The 16,585-nt window shown below is 40.3% G+C and carries 12 protein-coding genes; 6 read left to right on the top strand and 6 right to left on the bottom strand.

The window, feature by feature from the left end:
* The 3 genes from ACYRY3_RS37650 to ACYRY3_RS37640 form a co-directional block, all read right to left on the bottom strand.
* Complete coding sequence (locus ACYRY3_RS37650) at positions 1-1,020, bottom strand: TauD/TfdA family dioxygenase (RefSeq protein WP_460206841.1); 1,020 nt, start codon at positions 1,018-1,020, stop codon at positions 1-3.
* 226 nt (positions 1,021-1,246) lie between these two features.
* Positions 1,247-5,179: a non-ribosomal peptide synthetase gene (locus tag ACYRY3_RS37645; RefSeq protein ID WP_460206840.1), complete on the bottom strand. Its 3,933-nt coding sequence runs from the start codon at positions 5,177-5,179 to the stop codon at positions 1,247-1,249.
* A 53-nt stretch (positions 5,180-5,232) separates the two neighbouring features.
* Complete coding sequence (locus ACYRY3_RS37640; protein ID WP_460206839.1) at positions 5,233-7,806, bottom strand: condensation domain-containing protein; 2,574 nt, start codon at positions 7,804-7,806, stop codon at positions 5,233-5,235.
* 48 nt (positions 7,807-7,854) lie between these two features.
* On the opposite strand from ACYRY3_RS37640, the gene ACYRY3_RS37635 reads away from it, so the two are divergent.
* The 5 genes from ACYRY3_RS37635 to ACYRY3_RS37615 all read left to right on the top strand — a co-directional run bounded on the left by ACYRY3_RS37635 (position 7,855) and on the right by ACYRY3_RS37615 (position 13,349).
* Positions 7,855-8,592, top strand: a complete 738-nt coding sequence (locus ACYRY3_RS37635; protein ID WP_460206889.1) for an amino acid ABC transporter ATP-binding protein — start codon at positions 7,855-7,857, stop codon at positions 8,590-8,592.
* Between the two features lie 769 nt (positions 8,593-9,361).
* A complete protein-coding gene (locus tag ACYRY3_RS37630) occupies positions 9,362-11,488 on the top strand; it encodes a KAP family NTPase (protein ID WP_460206838.1) in 2,127 nt (708 codons plus the stop codon).
* Positions 11,489-11,723: 235 nt separating this feature from the next.
* Positions 11,724-12,416: a hypothetical protein gene (locus ACYRY3_RS37625; RefSeq protein ID WP_460206837.1), complete on the top strand. Its 693-nt coding sequence runs from the start codon at positions 11,724-11,726 to the stop codon at positions 12,414-12,416.
* Between the two features lie 274 nt (positions 12,417-12,690).
* A complete protein-coding gene (locus ACYRY3_RS37620; protein ID WP_460206836.1) occupies positions 12,691-12,987 on the top strand; it encodes a hypothetical protein in 297 nt (98 codons plus the stop codon).
* Between the two features lie 101 nt (positions 12,988-13,088).
* A complete protein-coding gene (locus ACYRY3_RS37615; RefSeq protein WP_460206835.1) occupies positions 13,089-13,349 on the top strand; it encodes a tyrosine-type recombinase/integrase in 261 nt (86 codons plus the stop codon).
* A 101-nt stretch (positions 13,350-13,450) separates the two neighbouring features.
* On the opposite strand, the gene ACYRY3_RS37610 is transcribed toward ACYRY3_RS37615, so the two are convergent.
* The 3 genes from ACYRY3_RS37610 to ACYRY3_RS37600 form a co-directional block, all read right to left on the bottom strand.
* Positions 13,451-14,458 carry a hypothetical protein gene (locus ACYRY3_RS37610; RefSeq protein WP_460206834.1) on the bottom strand — a complete coding sequence of 336 codons (1,008 nt, stop codon included), beginning with the start codon at positions 14,456-14,458 and terminating at the stop codon, positions 13,451-13,453.
* Between the two features lie 397 nt (positions 14,459-14,855).
* Positions 14,856-15,116: a hypothetical protein gene (locus ACYRY3_RS37605; protein ID WP_460206833.1), complete on the bottom strand. Its 261-nt coding sequence runs from the start codon at positions 15,114-15,116 to the stop codon at positions 14,856-14,858.
* Positions 15,117-15,455: 339 nt separating this feature from the next.
* Positions 15,456-15,920, bottom strand: a complete 465-nt coding sequence (locus ACYRY3_RS37600) for a hypothetical protein (RefSeq protein ID WP_460206832.1) — start codon at positions 15,918-15,920, stop codon at positions 15,456-15,458.
* A 177-nt stretch (positions 15,921-16,097) separates the two neighbouring features.
* Here ACYRY3_RS37600 and ACYRY3_RS37595 point away from each other — a divergent pair, with 177 nt between their 5' ends.
* On the top strand, positions 16,098-16,376 hold the full coding sequence (locus ACYRY3_RS37595) for a hypothetical protein (RefSeq protein ID WP_460206831.1): 279 nt from the start codon (positions 16,098-16,100) through the stop codon (positions 16,374-16,376).
* Positions 16,377-16,585 lie beyond the last annotated feature (209 nt).

The raw sequence follows: 16,585 nt of genomic DNA, 5'->3' as shown, positions 1-16,585 counted from the left end.
TCAGCAACGTTTTTCTAATAAAGCTCGGCTGACTGGTTCAGCCATACCAACCAGTATTTGGCGCGAACCAGAGTATGGTCTGCGTCCGTGAGCTGCTAGCATATTATCTAACATCAGAAAATCTCCCTTCTGCCAAGGTACTAAAACCGTTTCTTCCTGATAGCATTGCCGCAGTTCCTCAACAACTGAGTTTTCAATCGGCGTTCCATCTCCGTAAAAACTGTTAGCTGGTAGTTCGTCAGGTTTAAATAACACCATCAAACCTGCCTGAATTTCTGGCTCAAGAGTGCTGAGATGAAAGAACATTGTATGATTGAACCACACTTTTTCACCCGTTTGAGGATGTTGTAGGATAGGTTCGCGAATGACTCGTGTTCTGAGGTTTCCGTCCTTTTGCCATTCCACAATAATGTTATTTTTCTGACAATACGCTTCGACCTCAGCTTTGTCGGTGGTTTGGAAAACTGTCTGCCAGGGCAACCCCATGAAATCGTAAAAGTTGCGGACGTACATCACCTTTTTCTCTATAAAGCGTTGGCGGAGATTTGGTGTTATCCGACTTAAGACCCTGCGAGTATCGGCAATTGGAGTTTCACCTCCAGTAGCAGCTGGCGTTACGCAATTAAAGAAAATCCGCATTGGCCAACTTTCTTGGTATGAATTTTCACAGTGTAGTGCGATCGCTTGATTAGCTGGATGTTCTGTGGAAGTATAAATTTTACCAGCAATAGTACTGCGTGGAGAAGAGCGTTCCCGGTATTCTAGGGGTTCGCCTGAAATCGTGCGAATTAAGGCTTCTAGGTTCGATGAACCATCTACATTGAAATTCCGAAATAGCAGACCGCCATATCGCAATATCTGAGATTCAATAAACTCCCGATGATTGGCTACCCATGAATGTAGGTTAACACCTTCATAAATAGGTTCAATCACCAAAGGTAAATTTTTATCAGGTTCTAAAAATGAGATTTTGACCTGTGTTTCAGAGACAGGATGAAAAACTTTTGATTGATTTGACATAATTTATATTCTCATTGTATTTGAGGAAATTGCCAAATTGCGGTTTAGAAAATTTGCAAATTCACTCAAAGTTTTTTGTAACTAAATTCTACAAATTACCTTCCTGCTTTCTTAAAAAAAACTTAACATCTTCTTCCAATTGAGGTTTGAGGAAGTGTCAGGAGCTACCCTGTCCTCAAGCTAAAGGCTAGGGTAGGGTAGTTGAATCCCTTCCACTCCACGCACATTAGCTGGAAGTCTGCTGAATTTGCTCTAAAATTCCATCGATCAGGAGGGCATTGTACTGCAAATGCTCATTGATAAGCAGATCGCCGTGCTTGCCCGAAGCATTGTAGGTAAACACCTTTCCTGTAGTCAGGTTAGCCCATTGCTCCACGTACTCCGACACTGAGTGATTCTCGGCTGCTCGCAGCAGGTGGATATTAGCCCTGATTTGACCATCGTTGATTCTATTATTCCAGTAGTGGATGTGGGCTGCGGTTTTTGCCTTGAGCTTGGCTTTAAAGTATGGATTCCTCAGCAGCATACTTAAATCCTCATCGTCTTTGACATAATCGGAGTAGTAGGCAATTTCTGCATCAACTTGCTTTTGAATTGCTGCATCGCTCTGAGAGCGAGTGGTTGTTCGGGGAGCAGAATCCAACATAATTATGTCTGAAACTTGACGACCGCGACGCTCCAATTCTTTCGCTAGCTCAAAAGCCAAATTACCTCCGACACAATACCCTAATAATATGTATGGGCTTTCTACTGGGGGGAAATCAAGCAATTGTGCATAGTCCGCAATCGGATCTCCGTCCTCAATAAAGTCTAAGCCATAGACTGAGTAGGACTTGAGATATTGAGCCAGTCCCTTAAATGCAATACCATAACCAAACATGGTGGGTAACGCAAAAACGTATCTCCCGGATTCGGCATTCAGTAATGCGATCTGGTGTTTGCCGTGGCGATCGTTATACATCCCGATGGAGGAAATATACTCGCTTAATGCTCGAATCGTTGAAAACTCAAAGACAGACTTGAGGGGTATTTCAACCCCTAAGCTCTTGCGAATCCTAGAAAGCATGACAAGCGCATTCAAGCTATGACCACCAAGGGTAAAGAAATCATCATAAACTCCCACCTTTGGCATCCCCAGCAAATTCTGCCAAATCTCGGCTAGCGCTATTTCTGTTGGATTATTGGGTCGATCGTTGACTTGATTTTGCCTTTGTATGAGAGCAGTTTTTTCAAGCAATGCTTTTTTATTAAGCTTGCCATTATATGTTAAAGGAAAACGATCTACAAATAGTAAATCATTGGGAATCATGTAATCAGGAAGTTGACTGCTTGCAAAAGAACGGATACTCGCCACCAAATTATCCAGTTGTACCCCTTGGTTCTGTGCTTGAACATCACTAGGTATAAGATAAGCCTTTAACTGCTGCTCTCGTTCTTGAGTTTCACAGATGAGGACAACAGCATCTTCAACCCCTGGGTGCTGCTTGAGCACGGTCTCGATTTCGACCAATTCTACTCGGTAGCCCCTGATTTTCACCTGGTCATCTTTGCGACCTAAGCAAATCATTTCGCCATTTTCCAGCCATTTGCCTAGATCTCCTGAGCGATAGAGCTTAGTTTTTGGCTCTAAGGGATGGTCGATAAATTTTGACGCACTGAGGTCAGGGTTTTTCCAATAACCCTCCGCTAAACAGGAACCCGCAATGTAAATTTCACCTACACATCCAATGGGAACTAGTTGTAAATTTTTGTTGAGGATATAAATCCTTGTGTTATCTATCGGCTTACCAATAGTAATGAACTCTGGCTCTCTGACCTGACTTACAATACATCCGACGGTTGCTTCTGCTGGACCGTATTCGTTGTAAATTTCTATATTTGGATTTAGAGCCAGTAAGGTTTCGACTTGCTCTTGCTGCAATCCTTCACCACCGACGATTGCCATCCCTATGGCAGTTTGCTTTATTTGAAGGTGTTTTAAAGCTGAAATATGTGATGGTGTAAGTTTTATGATATCGATCTGGTCTCCTAAGTCAAAAATCTGCTTGAGGGTATCGTCGATTTCCTCCCTGTCTAGAACTACTACTGTCTTACCGTGAATCAACGGACAAAAGAGGCTAGTGATAGTTAAGTCGAAAGCAGGAGAGGTAAACAGAGGCATATTGCCAAGATCTCGCCCTCTGAAGTAAAACTTCGAGCACCACGAAATGTATTGATAAAGACTGCGATGATTAACTGCGATCCCTTTTGGTTTTCCAGTTGAACCAGATGTAAAAATTACATAAGCTAGGTCTTCCGGTGAGGGCAAATGGACTGTTGGTGCTGTAGCGGGGTCAGCAATTGGAACGCTATGTTTATTTCCCATGACAAAAATGCTGCCTGGGAAGTTTTGCAATTCTGCACTGAATGTGGTGTCTGTGATGACTACTTTGGCACCAGATTCTTTGAGAATTGCTTGATTTCGTTCTATGGGTGCTTTAGGGTCTAGCCCTAAAAATCCACACCCTGCTTTCATCACACCCAATACCGCAATCAAAAAATTTTCAGAAGGATTTTGCAAAATTCCAATTGCATCGCCTCGGTTTACTTGAGCTTCCGTACATAGGTATGACGCGATTTTGTCAGAAGCAGCGCTGAGTTCGCGATAACTGAGGCTTTTGTTAGCGAAACGTACTGCTGTTGCATTCGGAGTTAGATTTGTCTGTGTTTCAATTAGGTCAATGATGGTTTGTTCTTGGTTACAGACGGCATCAGTATCGTTAAATTCTGAGAGCAGCAGTTGCCTTTCGCGATCGCCGATAATTTGAATATCACCAATAGCAATATCAGGTGTTTTCAATATTGTCAATACTATATTATATAAATGGCTCTGGAGGCGTTGTAGAAATGCCGTACTGAATGCTTTCTCATTATATAGGAAACGAAATTTGAGTTGCTCCCCTAGATTGACAACTATTCCAAAGTCGTAATTACTCTGTTCTACCACCTTGACATTCTCAAACCTAAACCCATAGTTATCGATTTCGAGTGCTTCACATACTTGCTCTTGTTGAGGGTAGTTTTGAAATACAAAAACATGATCGATCGAGTCCGATCTGTGCTCGCTTAGTGCTTGAATATCTGCCAAAGAATAATATGTATATTCTTTACTTGCGATCGAATCTTCTTGAACAAGCTTAATAAGTTGAACAAAGTTTAGCTCTGGGTTTACGCGAACACGAACGGGAATAGTATTGATAAACAGACCGACCATCTTTTCAACATCTTTAATCTCAGGAGGTCGCCCTGACACTGTTAATCCAAAAACAACGTCATTGACATCATTGTACTTAGCTAAAAGGATAGCCCAAATACTTTGAAGCAGGTTACTTAGTGTTACTTGGTAGTTGCGAGCTAACTGCTCTAATTGGCTGGTAATTTGCTCGTTTAGTTCAAAGATAAACTCAGATGTTTTGTAACCTTTTTCAGGAAACTGCGCCCTTGGTATCCTAATTGGATAATCGTAACCCTGCAAATACTGCTGCCAATAATTCCTAGCCGCTTCTGTGTTTTGCTGTCTTAGCCACTGAATGAACTCACTATAGGGTGGGGCTATGTAAGAATTTATGCTTCTGCCATCAACCAATGCTTTGTAGATTTCAAAGAGTTCATCAAGCACTAAGCTACAAGACCAACCATCCATAAGGATATGGTGATGAGTCCAAATAATTTCATACCTGTCGGGTTGCGATTGAAAAAGCGTGACCCGCATCAACAAATCCCGATCTAAGTTAAACCCTCTTTCTAGGTCTTGCTGTTGGTAATTCTCAAGAAACTCTCTTTGTTGCTGTTGGCTCAGGTGCTGAATATCTTGATAATAAAAATCTATTTCGCATTCCTTCAAAACCATTTGTAGAGGTCGTGCGGCTTTTTGAGGAATTAATATTGTTCGCAAGATTTCATGCCGCTTAAATAGTTCGTTCCAACTTTTTTCAAATAAGTTAACATTAAAATTACCAATAATCGAACAAAAAATTTGCTCTAGGTAAGTGCCCGCACTTTCATCGTAGAGAGAATGAAATAGCATTCCCTCCTGCATAGGTGACAATGGGTACAAGTCTTTTAAGTTTTCCTTACCTTTTATTGCACTATTGTGTTTATTGCCACTTATTAATGTCATGCTATTTTTGGCTCCTTGAACAGAATATAAATGTGTAAGTACCAGAAGTTTGGCTATTCCTCAGCAAAAATTTCTTCAAATTCCTCTAGGCTGAGATTGCCATAAGTTAAATCGGAAGGAGTCATTTCAGTAGTTTGTTGCTGCAGGCAGTGCTTAAGAATGGTTTGCAATGCTTGTTGATAATGGTCTAAAAGCTTTTGAATGGTTTGTGGCTGAAATCTCTTTCTACTAAACGTTACAGAAATTCTTAGCCTGCGATCGTAAACTATTCCCGAAAATTCTAGTTCATGTGTACGTCTCGACTCAGAACTAATCAAATCCCCATAGGACTCAGACGCCATCTCAAACACACTGGAGTTAATGTCTTCATCAATACGTCCCAGATAATTAAACATGATGGCTGGCTGAAGCTGAGTCAGCAAACTGCGGGAATGTTCTTCTCTAGGTAATAAGTAGCGCCCGATATTGTAACCAATGCCCTTGTGGGGAACTCGTCGCAGCGTTTCTTTGGTAGATTTAAGATGATAACCCAACCCAGCTTGCGGCGCTAAATCAAGTAACACTGGGTAAATACTCGTAAACCAACCCACAGTCCTGCTGACATCGATTCCATCAATATCATCTACACGTCCATGCCCCTCCAGGTCAATCAAAAAACGACGACCACCACACCAGGCATTGAGAGCAAGAGCCAAAGCAGCGAGCAAGATGTCATTGATTTCAGTATTATAAGGACGGTGAACTTCAGTCAACAGTGAGTTCGTTTCTTCTGGGGTGAGGCTAAAGCCTAAGTTGCCAGCATCTCGAACCAGATTCTCCGAATCGGGGACATCAACTGTCAGTTCATCCACTGCAATCTTGCCCATTTGCTGCCAATACTCAAGTTGTTGAACCAATACTGGAGTTGTGCTGTATTTTTGCAATGCTGTTGACCATTGCTGATAAGAATCGGTTTTTAGAGGAAATTGAATTTCCTCACCAGCACAAGCTTGTTCATATCCTTTCGAGAGATCCTCTAGTAAAATTCGCCAAGATACAGTATCAACAATCAAATGGTGAGCTGCCATGAGCAGTCGGTCTCCTCGATCCAAATGGAAAAGAACAAACTGTATCAAAGGTCCGTGCTCAAGATTCATACTGCCTTGAACCTGGTTGGCAAAAGTCTCTAGCTCGCTGATGGCATCAACTCGTCCAATGAGGTCAACAATTTCAAAACACAAGGAACGATCTGCACCATCGTATTTTTGCACAACCTCACCGTTGACAAACTGGAATCGCAACCTCAAGGCATCGTGATGCAGCAGAAGTTTTTGACAAACCCTACGTAAGGCATCGGCATTCCAACGAACTGGGGAGGCAAGCATGAGAGACTGATTGAAATGATGTTTATTATCTGAGTAAGTGGAAAAAAACCAGGATTGAATGGGAGTCAGGGGTACGTTCCCTGATACCAAACCTTGCTCAGATAGATGGTAGCTTTGGGCTACTTGCCGAGATAGTTGGGCAATAGTTGGGTATTGAAAGATCTGCCGTTCTTTAAATGTCAAATTGTGTTGTGCTAGGCGGGCTATGACTTGGATAGCCTTAATCGAATCGCCCCCTAGTTCAAAGAAGTTGTCATGAATACCGACCACTTCCAATCCCAAAACCTGAGTCCAGATATCGGCGAGCATCTTTTGAGTGGGAGTGCGTGGTGGCACAAAATTAGATTCGGCAGTTCTGCTGTGGAAATCTGGCGCTGGCAAAGCATTGCGGTCAATCTTGCCGTTGGGCAGCATCGGCAACGCTGGCAGTAGTACAAAGGCATGGGGTACCATATACTCAGGCAGTTTTTCCCGCAGAAAATTACGTAGCTCCCCAGTGTTGAGTGATTCTGCCTCAGGCACAACATAGGCGACTAATTGTTTGTTGCCTGGTTGGTCTTCGCGGACAATCGCCACCGTTTGCCGGACTTTGGGATGCTGAGCTACAGCCGCCTCAATTTCTCCCAACTCAATGCGAAACCCCCGCAGTTTCACTTGATAATCCAGCCGTCCCAGGTATTGAATATTGCCATCGGCTAAGTAACAGGCTCGATCCCCAGTTTTGTACAGGCGGTCTCCCGGCTCATGGGTAAAGGGGTTGGGAATGAATTTGGCTGCGGTCAGTTCCGGACGATTCAGATAACCACGCGCCACTCCCACACCTCCAATATACAATTCTCCCGGCACTCCAATTGGTACTGGTTGCAATTGGGGATCTAAAATGTAAATCTGCGTGTTAGCGGTAGGACGACCGATGGGGACTACCCCCCAATTGCTCTCAGGCTGGCATTGCCAGAATGTGACGTCAATCGCTGCTTCTGTCGGACCGTAAAGATTGTGCAATTCGCAGCCCAAACGTGCATGGAAGCGCTGTTGTAATTCCATCGGTAGGGCTTCCCCACTGCAGAATACCCGCTTCAAACTCGCACAACCTTCCAAACTTTGCTCTTCTAAGAACACCTGGAGCATTGAGGGCACAAAATGAATTGTTGTGATTTTTGCCTCGGCAATCAACTTCACCAGATAGCTACTCTCTTGATGTCCACCGGGTTTGGCTATCGTCAGACACGCCCCAGTTAACAACGGCCAGAAAAACTCCCACACTGAGACATGACAAATGACAAATGACAAATGACAAATGACAAACGACAAATGACAAACCAACCAATTATTATTGCCCAAGATGTTCAAAAATGGTATGGAAAATTCCACGTTTTACAAGGTGTTAGCCTAACAGTAAATCGTGGAGAAGTTGTGGTTTTGATGGGACCATCGGGTTCGGGAAAATCCACTTTTATTCGCACCTTTAATGCTTTAGAAGAATATCAAAAGGGACAAATTGAAATTGACGGTGTTGCCCTTACCAATGACTTGCGAAATATTGAGACAATTCGCCAAGAGGTAGGGATGGTGTTTCAACAGTTTAATTTGTTTCCCCATTTGACTGTGTTGCAAAATATCACTTTGGCTCCTATTTGGGTGCGGAAGTGGTCAAAGGTTAAAGCAGAAGAAGTGGCGATGCAATTGTTGGAACGTGTGGGAATTTTGGAACAAGCACAAAAGTATCCGGGACAATTATCTGGAGGACAACAACAAAGGGTTGCGATCGCCAGAGCATTAGCCATGCAACCCAAGATTATGCTGTTTGATGAACCCACCTCAGCTTTAGATCCTGAGATGGTGCGAGAAGTTCTAGACGCGATTAAAACCCTTGCTGCTGATGGTATGACAATGGTAGTTGTTACCCATGAAGTAGGTTTTGCACGTGAAGTTGCTGACCGAGTGATTTTAATGGACAGTGGTTTGATTGTTGAGGAGGCTACGCCAGATACTTTCTTTCAAAACCCCAAGCACGAACGGACTCGCAAGTTTTTATCTCAAATTCTTTAATTGTCATTTGTTATTTGTCCTTTGTCCTTTGTCATTTATTATTTGTCCTTTGTCATTAGAGATGTCCAAGAAATAAATTATCCATCTTGTGATCCGGGCGTCCCCGCCCGTCCCGTACAAGTGGCGGGCTGGAAGCCCGCACCACAAGAGAAAGTTGGATATTTTTTTATCTGGAAGTCCCTTAGCGCAAAGCAAAATTCTTGTCCCAACGAAATGTCCTCGGTTTTGTGGAGCTATAGCGCTTCTCACTTGAATCCAACACAGTGATATCAAAACAATGTAGGGGCGAACGGTTGTTCGCCCTCCTATGTACAGCAGATTGCAACTAAATGAGGTACAGATTGTTGTAAGAGCGTAAGTCCTGCGGACAGGCTGCGCCAACGCGTAGCTTGCCAACGAAGGAGGCATACGGTTGTTCACCCTCCTATGTATATTACAAGTAACTGAGAACCGCTATAATAGCCGCTCCCCAAGAAATTGCACTAAAATTGTTCAAATGCATCCAAGAAGAACAATGCAGCAGCACGGGAAGCTTCACGCTATCTTCATTTTTTGTATCTAGAGTAATAATTATTTCTAGCAGAGGTACGGGTGAACCGAACGTATTATTTACTCCATCGGAATCGTGGGTACAGTAACTTTAGACAACTGTTTATAATTTATACCTTAATAGTCATTGTCAGCCACACAAATTCCTTTACATTTAATACCGTTCGTAACTGTGCGCTGACAATGAGAACATAGAACTTTATAAAGGATTTAGAACCAGATGGCAGGCATAGAGGGGAAATTGAGCGTGGCAACTGAGCATTCAAACATCTTATCGGCAGATAATCCTTTAACAGATCCGAAGGATGACAGATTAGGATATGCTCCATTTGCCAAAAATCTTGCAGACAGCATTTGCAAGATGTCTCCTCCAGAGGGCTTCGTTATGGCGGTCTACGCTCCTTGGGGTTCGGGCAAGTCAACTTTATTGAACTTCATAGTTCACAATCTTGAGCAGAAACCAGAGAATGAACAGCCAATTATTGTGCGTTTTAATCCGTGGTGGTTTTCTGGAGAGGAAGATATCTCAAGACGCTTTTTTGAGCAATTACTAGCTGTTTTAACGAAAAAAAGGCGCTTTTTTCGAGAAGGGTTGATAAAACAGATAGACAGTTTAGCCGAGAGAGTTTCCACAATTCCCGATCGCAACGCTAAAATCTTCGCAACAGTAGTAAAAACAATCAGACAACCAAAAGATGTTTACAAATTAAAAGAAGAAGTTGAGACAACGCTGAAGAACCAGCAAAAACGGATATTAGTGGTGATTGATGACATTGATAGACTGACTGTTGAGGAGGTTAGGCAACTGTTTCGCGTTATCAAAGCAGTTGCTAATTTTTCTAATACTATTTATCTTTTGCTTTTTGATAAAGAGGTTGTTATCAAAGCACTGGCAGAGAGCCAGAAGATATCTGGGGAAGCCTATCTTGAAAAAATCGTTCAAGTTCCCTTCGAGTTACCCCTTCCCGATCAAGTGGCGCTTCGCAGACTATTTAGGGAGCAACTTGATGTAATACTTGTTGACACACCAGAGGAATTATTTAAGCCATCCTATTGGAATGAAGTTTACTTTAACGGTATAGAGCATTTTATTACTACACCTCGTAATATTGTTCGTCTAATAAATACCTTGAAAGTAACATATCCAGTAGTCAAGGGGGAGGTCAATCCTGTTGATTTTATTGCTATTGAAACACTCAAAGTGTTTTGTCCATTCGTATACAACATTATCCAAAAAAATTTGGAAGTGTTCACAGGTCACATGAGTGACTTCACATTGTTAAGTTACATGAGTAATGATGAGCAAAAGAATTTTCATACAGATTGGATTAACCAAGTCAATGAAAAAGATAGAAAATCAGTTAAAATCATTTTGAAATCAATTTTTCCTAACTTACAAAATGCTTTTGGAAACCAAGGTGTATTTATTGGGTCGCAAGAGCTAGAAAAAAGACGAAAGCACCTCCGTATATGTAGTGAAGATATATTTCCTGTTTACTTTCGTCTAGCAATACCTGAAGGAAACATATCCTATGCTGAAATGAAAGTAGCACTAACTTTGGCAAACGACTCCAAAAAGTTTGCTGACAAACTTCTGGAACTCTCTAATCAAATCCGTTTTGATGGAACGACGAAAGTCCAAATATTTCTTGAACGTCTTAAAGACTATGCCAATGAAGATATTGTTTTAAATTTTCTGCCCTCGATTTTAGAAGTTTTTTTTGAAATTGGAGATAAGCTTTTAAAATTTGAAGATGAGCGTAATGCATTTTTCAACATGGGCAATGAATTCACAATAGAATATCTGATTAATCAATTTTTAGAGCGAGTTGAAAAACCAGAAAGGAGCAAAATTTTAAGAGACGCGATGTTAAAAGGTCATGCGATTACAACAATTGTGTGGCAAGTTATTTCTCTTGGAGAACAGCATGGTAAGTATGAAGCTATAAGACATAAACCAGAAGAGGAAAGACTAGTTAATGTACAGCAACTTGAAGAACTAGAAAAACTCGCTTTGGAGAAGGTGCGAGAAGCAGCACAACAGGATTCTTTACTGAGAGTACCAAAATTACGCATTGTACTTTCTTTCTGGCGAGATTCTGGTAGTAAGCAAGAAGCTAGAGAGTGGGTTCAGAAGATAATCCAAAAAGACGAAAATCTAATCCATCTGTTAGAAAATTTTCTTGTGATTGAGTCAAGTTACAGACTTGACCCTCAGTGGTATGCTTCTTACTTGGAACCGTCAGAAATTATCATTCGAGTTAGAATCTTAGCCGATAAGAGTGGGCTAACAAAAAACCAGAAAATTGCACTCAAGCAATTCATTAAAGAGTACGACAAGAGATAGCAAGGATAAAACCAATTTACTCATTTCCTTTAGGACGTCTTAGGATGAAACTTATGACTTGAAGAAGATTCTGGTCACGTTTGGAAGAAGAAGTTGGGCAGAGCATAAGCGAACGGTGCATGACAAGTCATTGCCGTCGTGGAGGTTAAAATTTCTTTTAACTAATGAAATAGCTTAATAATGCTTAAATAGCGTTTATTATTTTTTTGATTCTCTTGTTAAGGACACAATTAAAATGCAACTTTTCGTTTATATCATTGAATCATTACGGACAGAAGATATTAGAAATCGTAAAAATCTGGCTTTAGGTCAGGTGTTAGCGCAATCTCTAAATTTCATGGATATTCCTAGGGAATATATTTCTGTAAACACTAAAAGTGACTTTATTAACGCAATTACCTTAAACCTTTATCATGTTATTCTAAAAAATGAAGCATTTCCTATTCTTCACTTTAGTATGCATGGAGATGAACACTGTATAGAGTTTTCTAACAGGGAATTTATAACTTGGCAAGATTTGCGAGAAAAGCTAACTTGTTTAATAAACATAATGTCAAAGCATTTAATTATTAGTATGTCTAGTTGTTTTGGTTTTTCTGGATGTCAAATGGCTATGCATCTTGATGACGGAGAAACTTTTGGTATCTTAATAGGAAATGACAATGAATTAGGATTTAACCAAAGTTTCATAGCTTATCAAACTTTTTATTATCATTTATTAGAAGGTGATACAATTGAGGGTTCAGTTGAAGCAATGAAAATTGCGTCGGCAGACAAAAACTTTAGATTTATTTCAGGGATGGATGCTAAAAAAGTTTATTTAGACTATATTAGAAATCAAGCTTATGAACTAGCTAGAATGCGGGTTCAACAGGCAGAATCTCAAATTAATAAAAATTATTTTTTAGGGGATTTTTCTAATAAATAAGTAAAATTATATTGGCTTTTTAAAATGACTGTGGTACTGGTCAGCTTTAACTTTCCGGTGCTTTTAATTTTTAGTCTTTTATCTATCTTTCTAGTTGACTCAATCCTGTAAGGTTAATACCTTGCGGATTTGACATATTTATAAGCGGATTTTTTGGAAAAAGAGAGATGAAGTTTAGTCCCTAAAATAGGGTTTCGAAAAGCCAGTCTACTGACTATACATTTAAGCTAAGCTCTACCAACACCCGTTTACCAATACCTTACAAGATGTAACAATGGATAACTTATTACCAGGGACAATAGTTAGGCTTAACTTTCCCTTCGACCCACCAGAGAGAACCTGGAGGACGGCTTATGAATCCGTATATAAAACCCTGGGACTCCAGCTACCCTGGAGTGGATTTACTCATGGTATATTTGTAGGGTATTATCCGCCAAAGAATGCAGTACTTTATCTTTATCACGCTGAGGCTTGCTTATTGTACACCTCTATTGACGACTTAAACCCAGTACCTATTGGATATGTAGTAGGGTTAACAGAATTTGTCGTAGAACGCGAATACAAGTCCTAAGCTAACGCTAACCTTTGCAGGAATCCTGTGAGGTTTCGGCGTATATCGCACCAATTTCCTCTATATCCATTAACTAAAGCAAGCAGATTATTACTAGGCGCATGAGCGAGCAGGGAATACTGAAAGCATTACGAAGAAGGGGTGAAAGTGCTGGTGTTGAACCATTAACACCGCATGACTTGAGAAGAACATTTATTAGTGACTTGCTGGATGCAGGGGCAGATATTGTTACCGTATCGCAGTTAGCTGGGCATGCATCCCCTAGTAAGACGAGCAAGTATGACAGGCGTGGGGAAGCTGCGAAGAACCGGGCGATTGATTTACTTAATGTTCCTTACAGCGGGCGGCACATATCACCATAAAATCAATGGTACTGAAAACGGCAAATGAGTGTATGCCGATCTAGTGAAAACGTCATATTTATCAATAGTTTTAGCTGAAATCCTTAGTTAACGGTGTCTGCTCACTTACGTGAATTTTGTTTCCTCTTTTGAGAGAGTGCTTTGTTTCTTTTAAGAATCTTTCTTGTTAGAAAGTACAAGCTTTTATCAAAGAACACTTCCATCCATCTCATAACCAAGTCATTGCTATCAGAACCTAAATAAATGCGTTTCACATATCGTTTATATAGATAACCTGAAATAAAGTTTGTCATTAGAATTCCCATGAAAGCAGAAGCAGAAATAGCCAATTGATTTGTCATAGAAAAATCTGAACTCGAAAAAACGTAGAGACATACAACAATTAGTACAAATCCTACAAATACATTAATAATCAACAAAGCAATTACAAGAATTCGTTTTGCTAAAGGATCTGAATTAGACTTCGTCAGAACATTAAGCTTAAATAGTTCTATAGCAGGAATTATTGCGGCTATTAGAAATAAGTTTCTCACCCAATCATCAAATGGATTAGGGAGAATAGCAGATGTTATAGCAGCTAACCCTGTCAGAGTAGATAAAAGGGTTTGAGCACGAGAAATTTTTTCTTTTAGTAAATAGCGAGGTTGTATTTCTGCTTCAATTTCTTGTGTTACTTCTTTAGGAAGCTGCTGTGGGTTTCCAAGCCTTTCAAGTTCTTGTTGGGTTTGTTTAACATCACGGTGATACTTCGTAAGTATTTCAATTGAAGAGTTCAATCTATCTAAAAGGACTGCTCTTCTAGCTTCAATAGGAATTTCTTTCTTGATTTGATTTTGGAGCGAAATAACTTTATCAGATATATTATCCAATACCTGTCGTTTCTTCGCAATTTCTTCTTCTGTAACACTTTTATCTATATTTAGTTCAGCTACTTTAAATAAATAACTTAATTCTTTTTTTGATCTCTGAGAATCTTGCCAAGCAATAACCGATAACCATATACCAACGAATCCTAAAATTGTACCAATGATACCGGATATTGCTAATATTACTATTCCTACTGGATTTTTAGTAGCAAAGTCTGATAATTGATGTACTAAATTAGTCATTAGCTTTACTTATAAGATGAGAGATTAATAAGATTATTTAAGTAAGTCGGTACAATAAAACCAATGTATGTTTTTTTTAACCTATGAAATGACCAATATCTAAGCTGTTTGCTAATTATATATTTCGTTACATAGATTGTTTTTTCACACTAACTTATTGATATTATTAATAACCTCAAAGCAAGCATGATCTTACGGAAAAGGTTAAAATAACTTTACATTAACGCCACTAAGGGAAGTCTTGCGAATCTGGTATTGCACCATTGCTCGCACCACTCTACTTGTTCAGTAAGACTCAGCGCTCTCCACGAAAATCCTGCTGTGGGATTTCTAATTGCATATGATGCTGCGCGAACTGCACAATACTAGCTGCTAAATCTGATTCTCTAGCTGATAACTAGCAAATACCACCAGCATAGTCTGCTTCATGCTGCTTTATATATTGAATCGCCAGTTCAGTTTTACCAACACCGCCCATACCAGCAACAGCTGAGATAGCTACAGCACCTGTTCTTTGAAACTTTTCATGCAAGATAGTCAGTTCATGTGCTCGCCCTACAAAGTTGGCTGTTCCTGAAAACTGAAGATTATTTGGAGGATTTAACTTTACCCCAACTATAGTACCAACAGCGATCGCTCCAGCAGTCAGTGGCTCCATGTGCTACCTTGTAAGTGCGATATTCTTATTGACTTATTACCACACAGTTTCTGTTCCAAATTCCGCAATCAAAGTCAAAAGATTATAGTTATCGTCTCGATTCATGGTCGTATAGCATTCCACAAAAGGGCATTTTCGTGGAATGGAAGGCTTTGGGACGAGTAAACACTTGTTTAGAGTCAATGCAGTGCCACGGGGATTGCGAAAAGGAGGAGTGTTAATGCGGGTACAATTCCTTTGTAGCTAGCAGTGAGCGATAGCTTTGCTACTGCCTTCGGCAGATCGCTATACCTCCAACCCGAAGAGCGGATCGCTACACCTAGGGAGGTCAAAAGAACACTAATGAGTTGAAGCAGCTTGCCACCAACCTAGGAGAAGATGATTTTTATGCGGGAAATAGCGCCCTTTTTCCCGAATTGCATTGAGTACATCACGTAGTGTTAATAAGTCAATGCCTGTTTCCTCCGACCAATGCTTGATTATTTCTAGAGTTGATAGAAGCTGAAGGTGTGGAGCCTCCTGCTGAACAAAAGAGATTGCCCGCTTGTCGTCAGTCGCGATTGCCCATCTTCGGTAAACGGCGATCGCACAGGTACCAGACTCGCCATCATGCCCAAGAATTGCAGCCATATTTACAAACGATTTCGCCTCCTCGCCTGACTCAAAGTCCACAACTGTTAGTAAACTCTGTACAATGGCTGCCTCGAACTGGGTAACACCCTCGTTCTCCTCATCCTTGAGCGGCTGCACCCAATCGGTCTTGTGTGTTAGCTTCGGTAACAACGACACCTCATAACAACCCATTTCGGGTCATTATCAAATACAATCTGCTACCGGGTTTTTCAGTATGATACTTGTTGACTTCACTACCTTGAGCCCATCTTTATTTTTACATTATAAATGACCTCTAAATCGGGGTTCTGATTCAGTTGATAATAGAATTGTATCTGAGTACAAGAAATTAAGAGTAGAGGTAAAACTATGAATCTTGAACAAACAGTTTTAGAAAACTTCCGAGAATTACCCACAGATAAACAACAAGAGGTTTTAGATTATATTCAATTTCTCAAATATAAATTATCAGCTAAAAAAACACTTGCTATATCTAATAAGCAAGAATTTTTAACAGAAACTCAAGAAATTAATGATTTTTGGTCAGCTTTACAAGACTTTAGACAAAGGGTAGATTTAGAAAGTATTGATGATGATACTTTTGAAAATTTACGGGATAATTCACCAGGAAGAGAAGTTAATTTATGAGTATCAGATATTTACTAGATACTAACGGTTTATCAGAGGCTAAACGCCCTCAACCGAATGAGAATGTCATGAAAAAGTTAAAATTATATAGACAAGAAACAGCTACAGCTACCGTAGTTATCCATGAGATGTTATATCTTATCATATCATGTTCGGATGAACACTTACACTAGGTTTGTCGTTACAATGCATGCGCTGAAGCGCTACTA

Source organism: Scytonema sp. NUACC21 (genome assembly GCF_054684315.1).
This window is presented reverse-complemented; position numbering and strand designations above follow the sequence as displayed.

What these genes read in the sequence shown, in the direction of transcription:
- ACYRY3_RS37650 (WP_460206841.1), bottom strand. Translation starts at nt 1,020, where the DNA reads ATGTCAAATCAATCAAAAGTTTTTCATCCTGTCTCTGAAACACAGGTC.
- ACYRY3_RS37645 (WP_460206840.1), bottom strand. Translation starts at nt 5,179, where the DNA reads ATGACATTAATAAGTGGCAATAAACACAATAGTGCAATAAAAGGTAAG.
- ACYRY3_RS37635 (WP_460206889.1), top strand. Translation starts at nt 7,855, where the DNA reads ATGACAAACCAACCAATTATTATTGCCCAAGATGTTCAAAAATGGTAT.
- ACYRY3_RS37630 (WP_460206838.1), top strand. Translation starts at nt 9,362, where the DNA reads ATGGCAGGCATAGAGGGGAAATTGAGCGTGGCAACTGAGCATTCAAAC.
- ACYRY3_RS37625 (WP_460206837.1), top strand. Translation starts at nt 11,724, where the DNA reads ATGCAACTTTTCGTTTATATCATTGAATCATTACGGACAGAAGATATT.
- ACYRY3_RS37620 (WP_460206836.1), top strand. Translation starts at nt 12,691, where the DNA reads ATGGATAACTTATTACCAGGGACAATAGTTAGGCTTAACTTTCCCTTC.
- ACYRY3_RS37615 (WP_460206835.1), top strand. Translation starts at nt 13,089, where the DNA reads ATGAGCGAGCAGGGAATACTGAAAGCATTACGAAGAAGGGGTGAAAGT.
- ACYRY3_RS37610 (WP_460206834.1), bottom strand. Translation starts at nt 14,458, where the DNA reads ATGACTAATTTAGTACATCAATTATCAGACTTTGCTACTAAAAATCCA.
- ACYRY3_RS37605 (WP_460206833.1), bottom strand. Translation starts at nt 15,116, where the DNA reads ATGGAGCCACTGACTGCTGGAGCGATCGCTGTTGGTACTATAGTTGGG.
- ACYRY3_RS37600 (WP_460206832.1), bottom strand. Translation starts at nt 15,920, where the DNA reads ATGGGTTGTTATGAGGTGTCGTTGTTACCGAAGCTAACACACAAGACC.
- ACYRY3_RS37595 (WP_460206831.1), top strand. Translation starts at nt 16,098, where the DNA reads ATGAATCTTGAACAAACAGTTTTAGAAAACTTCCGAGAATTACCCACA.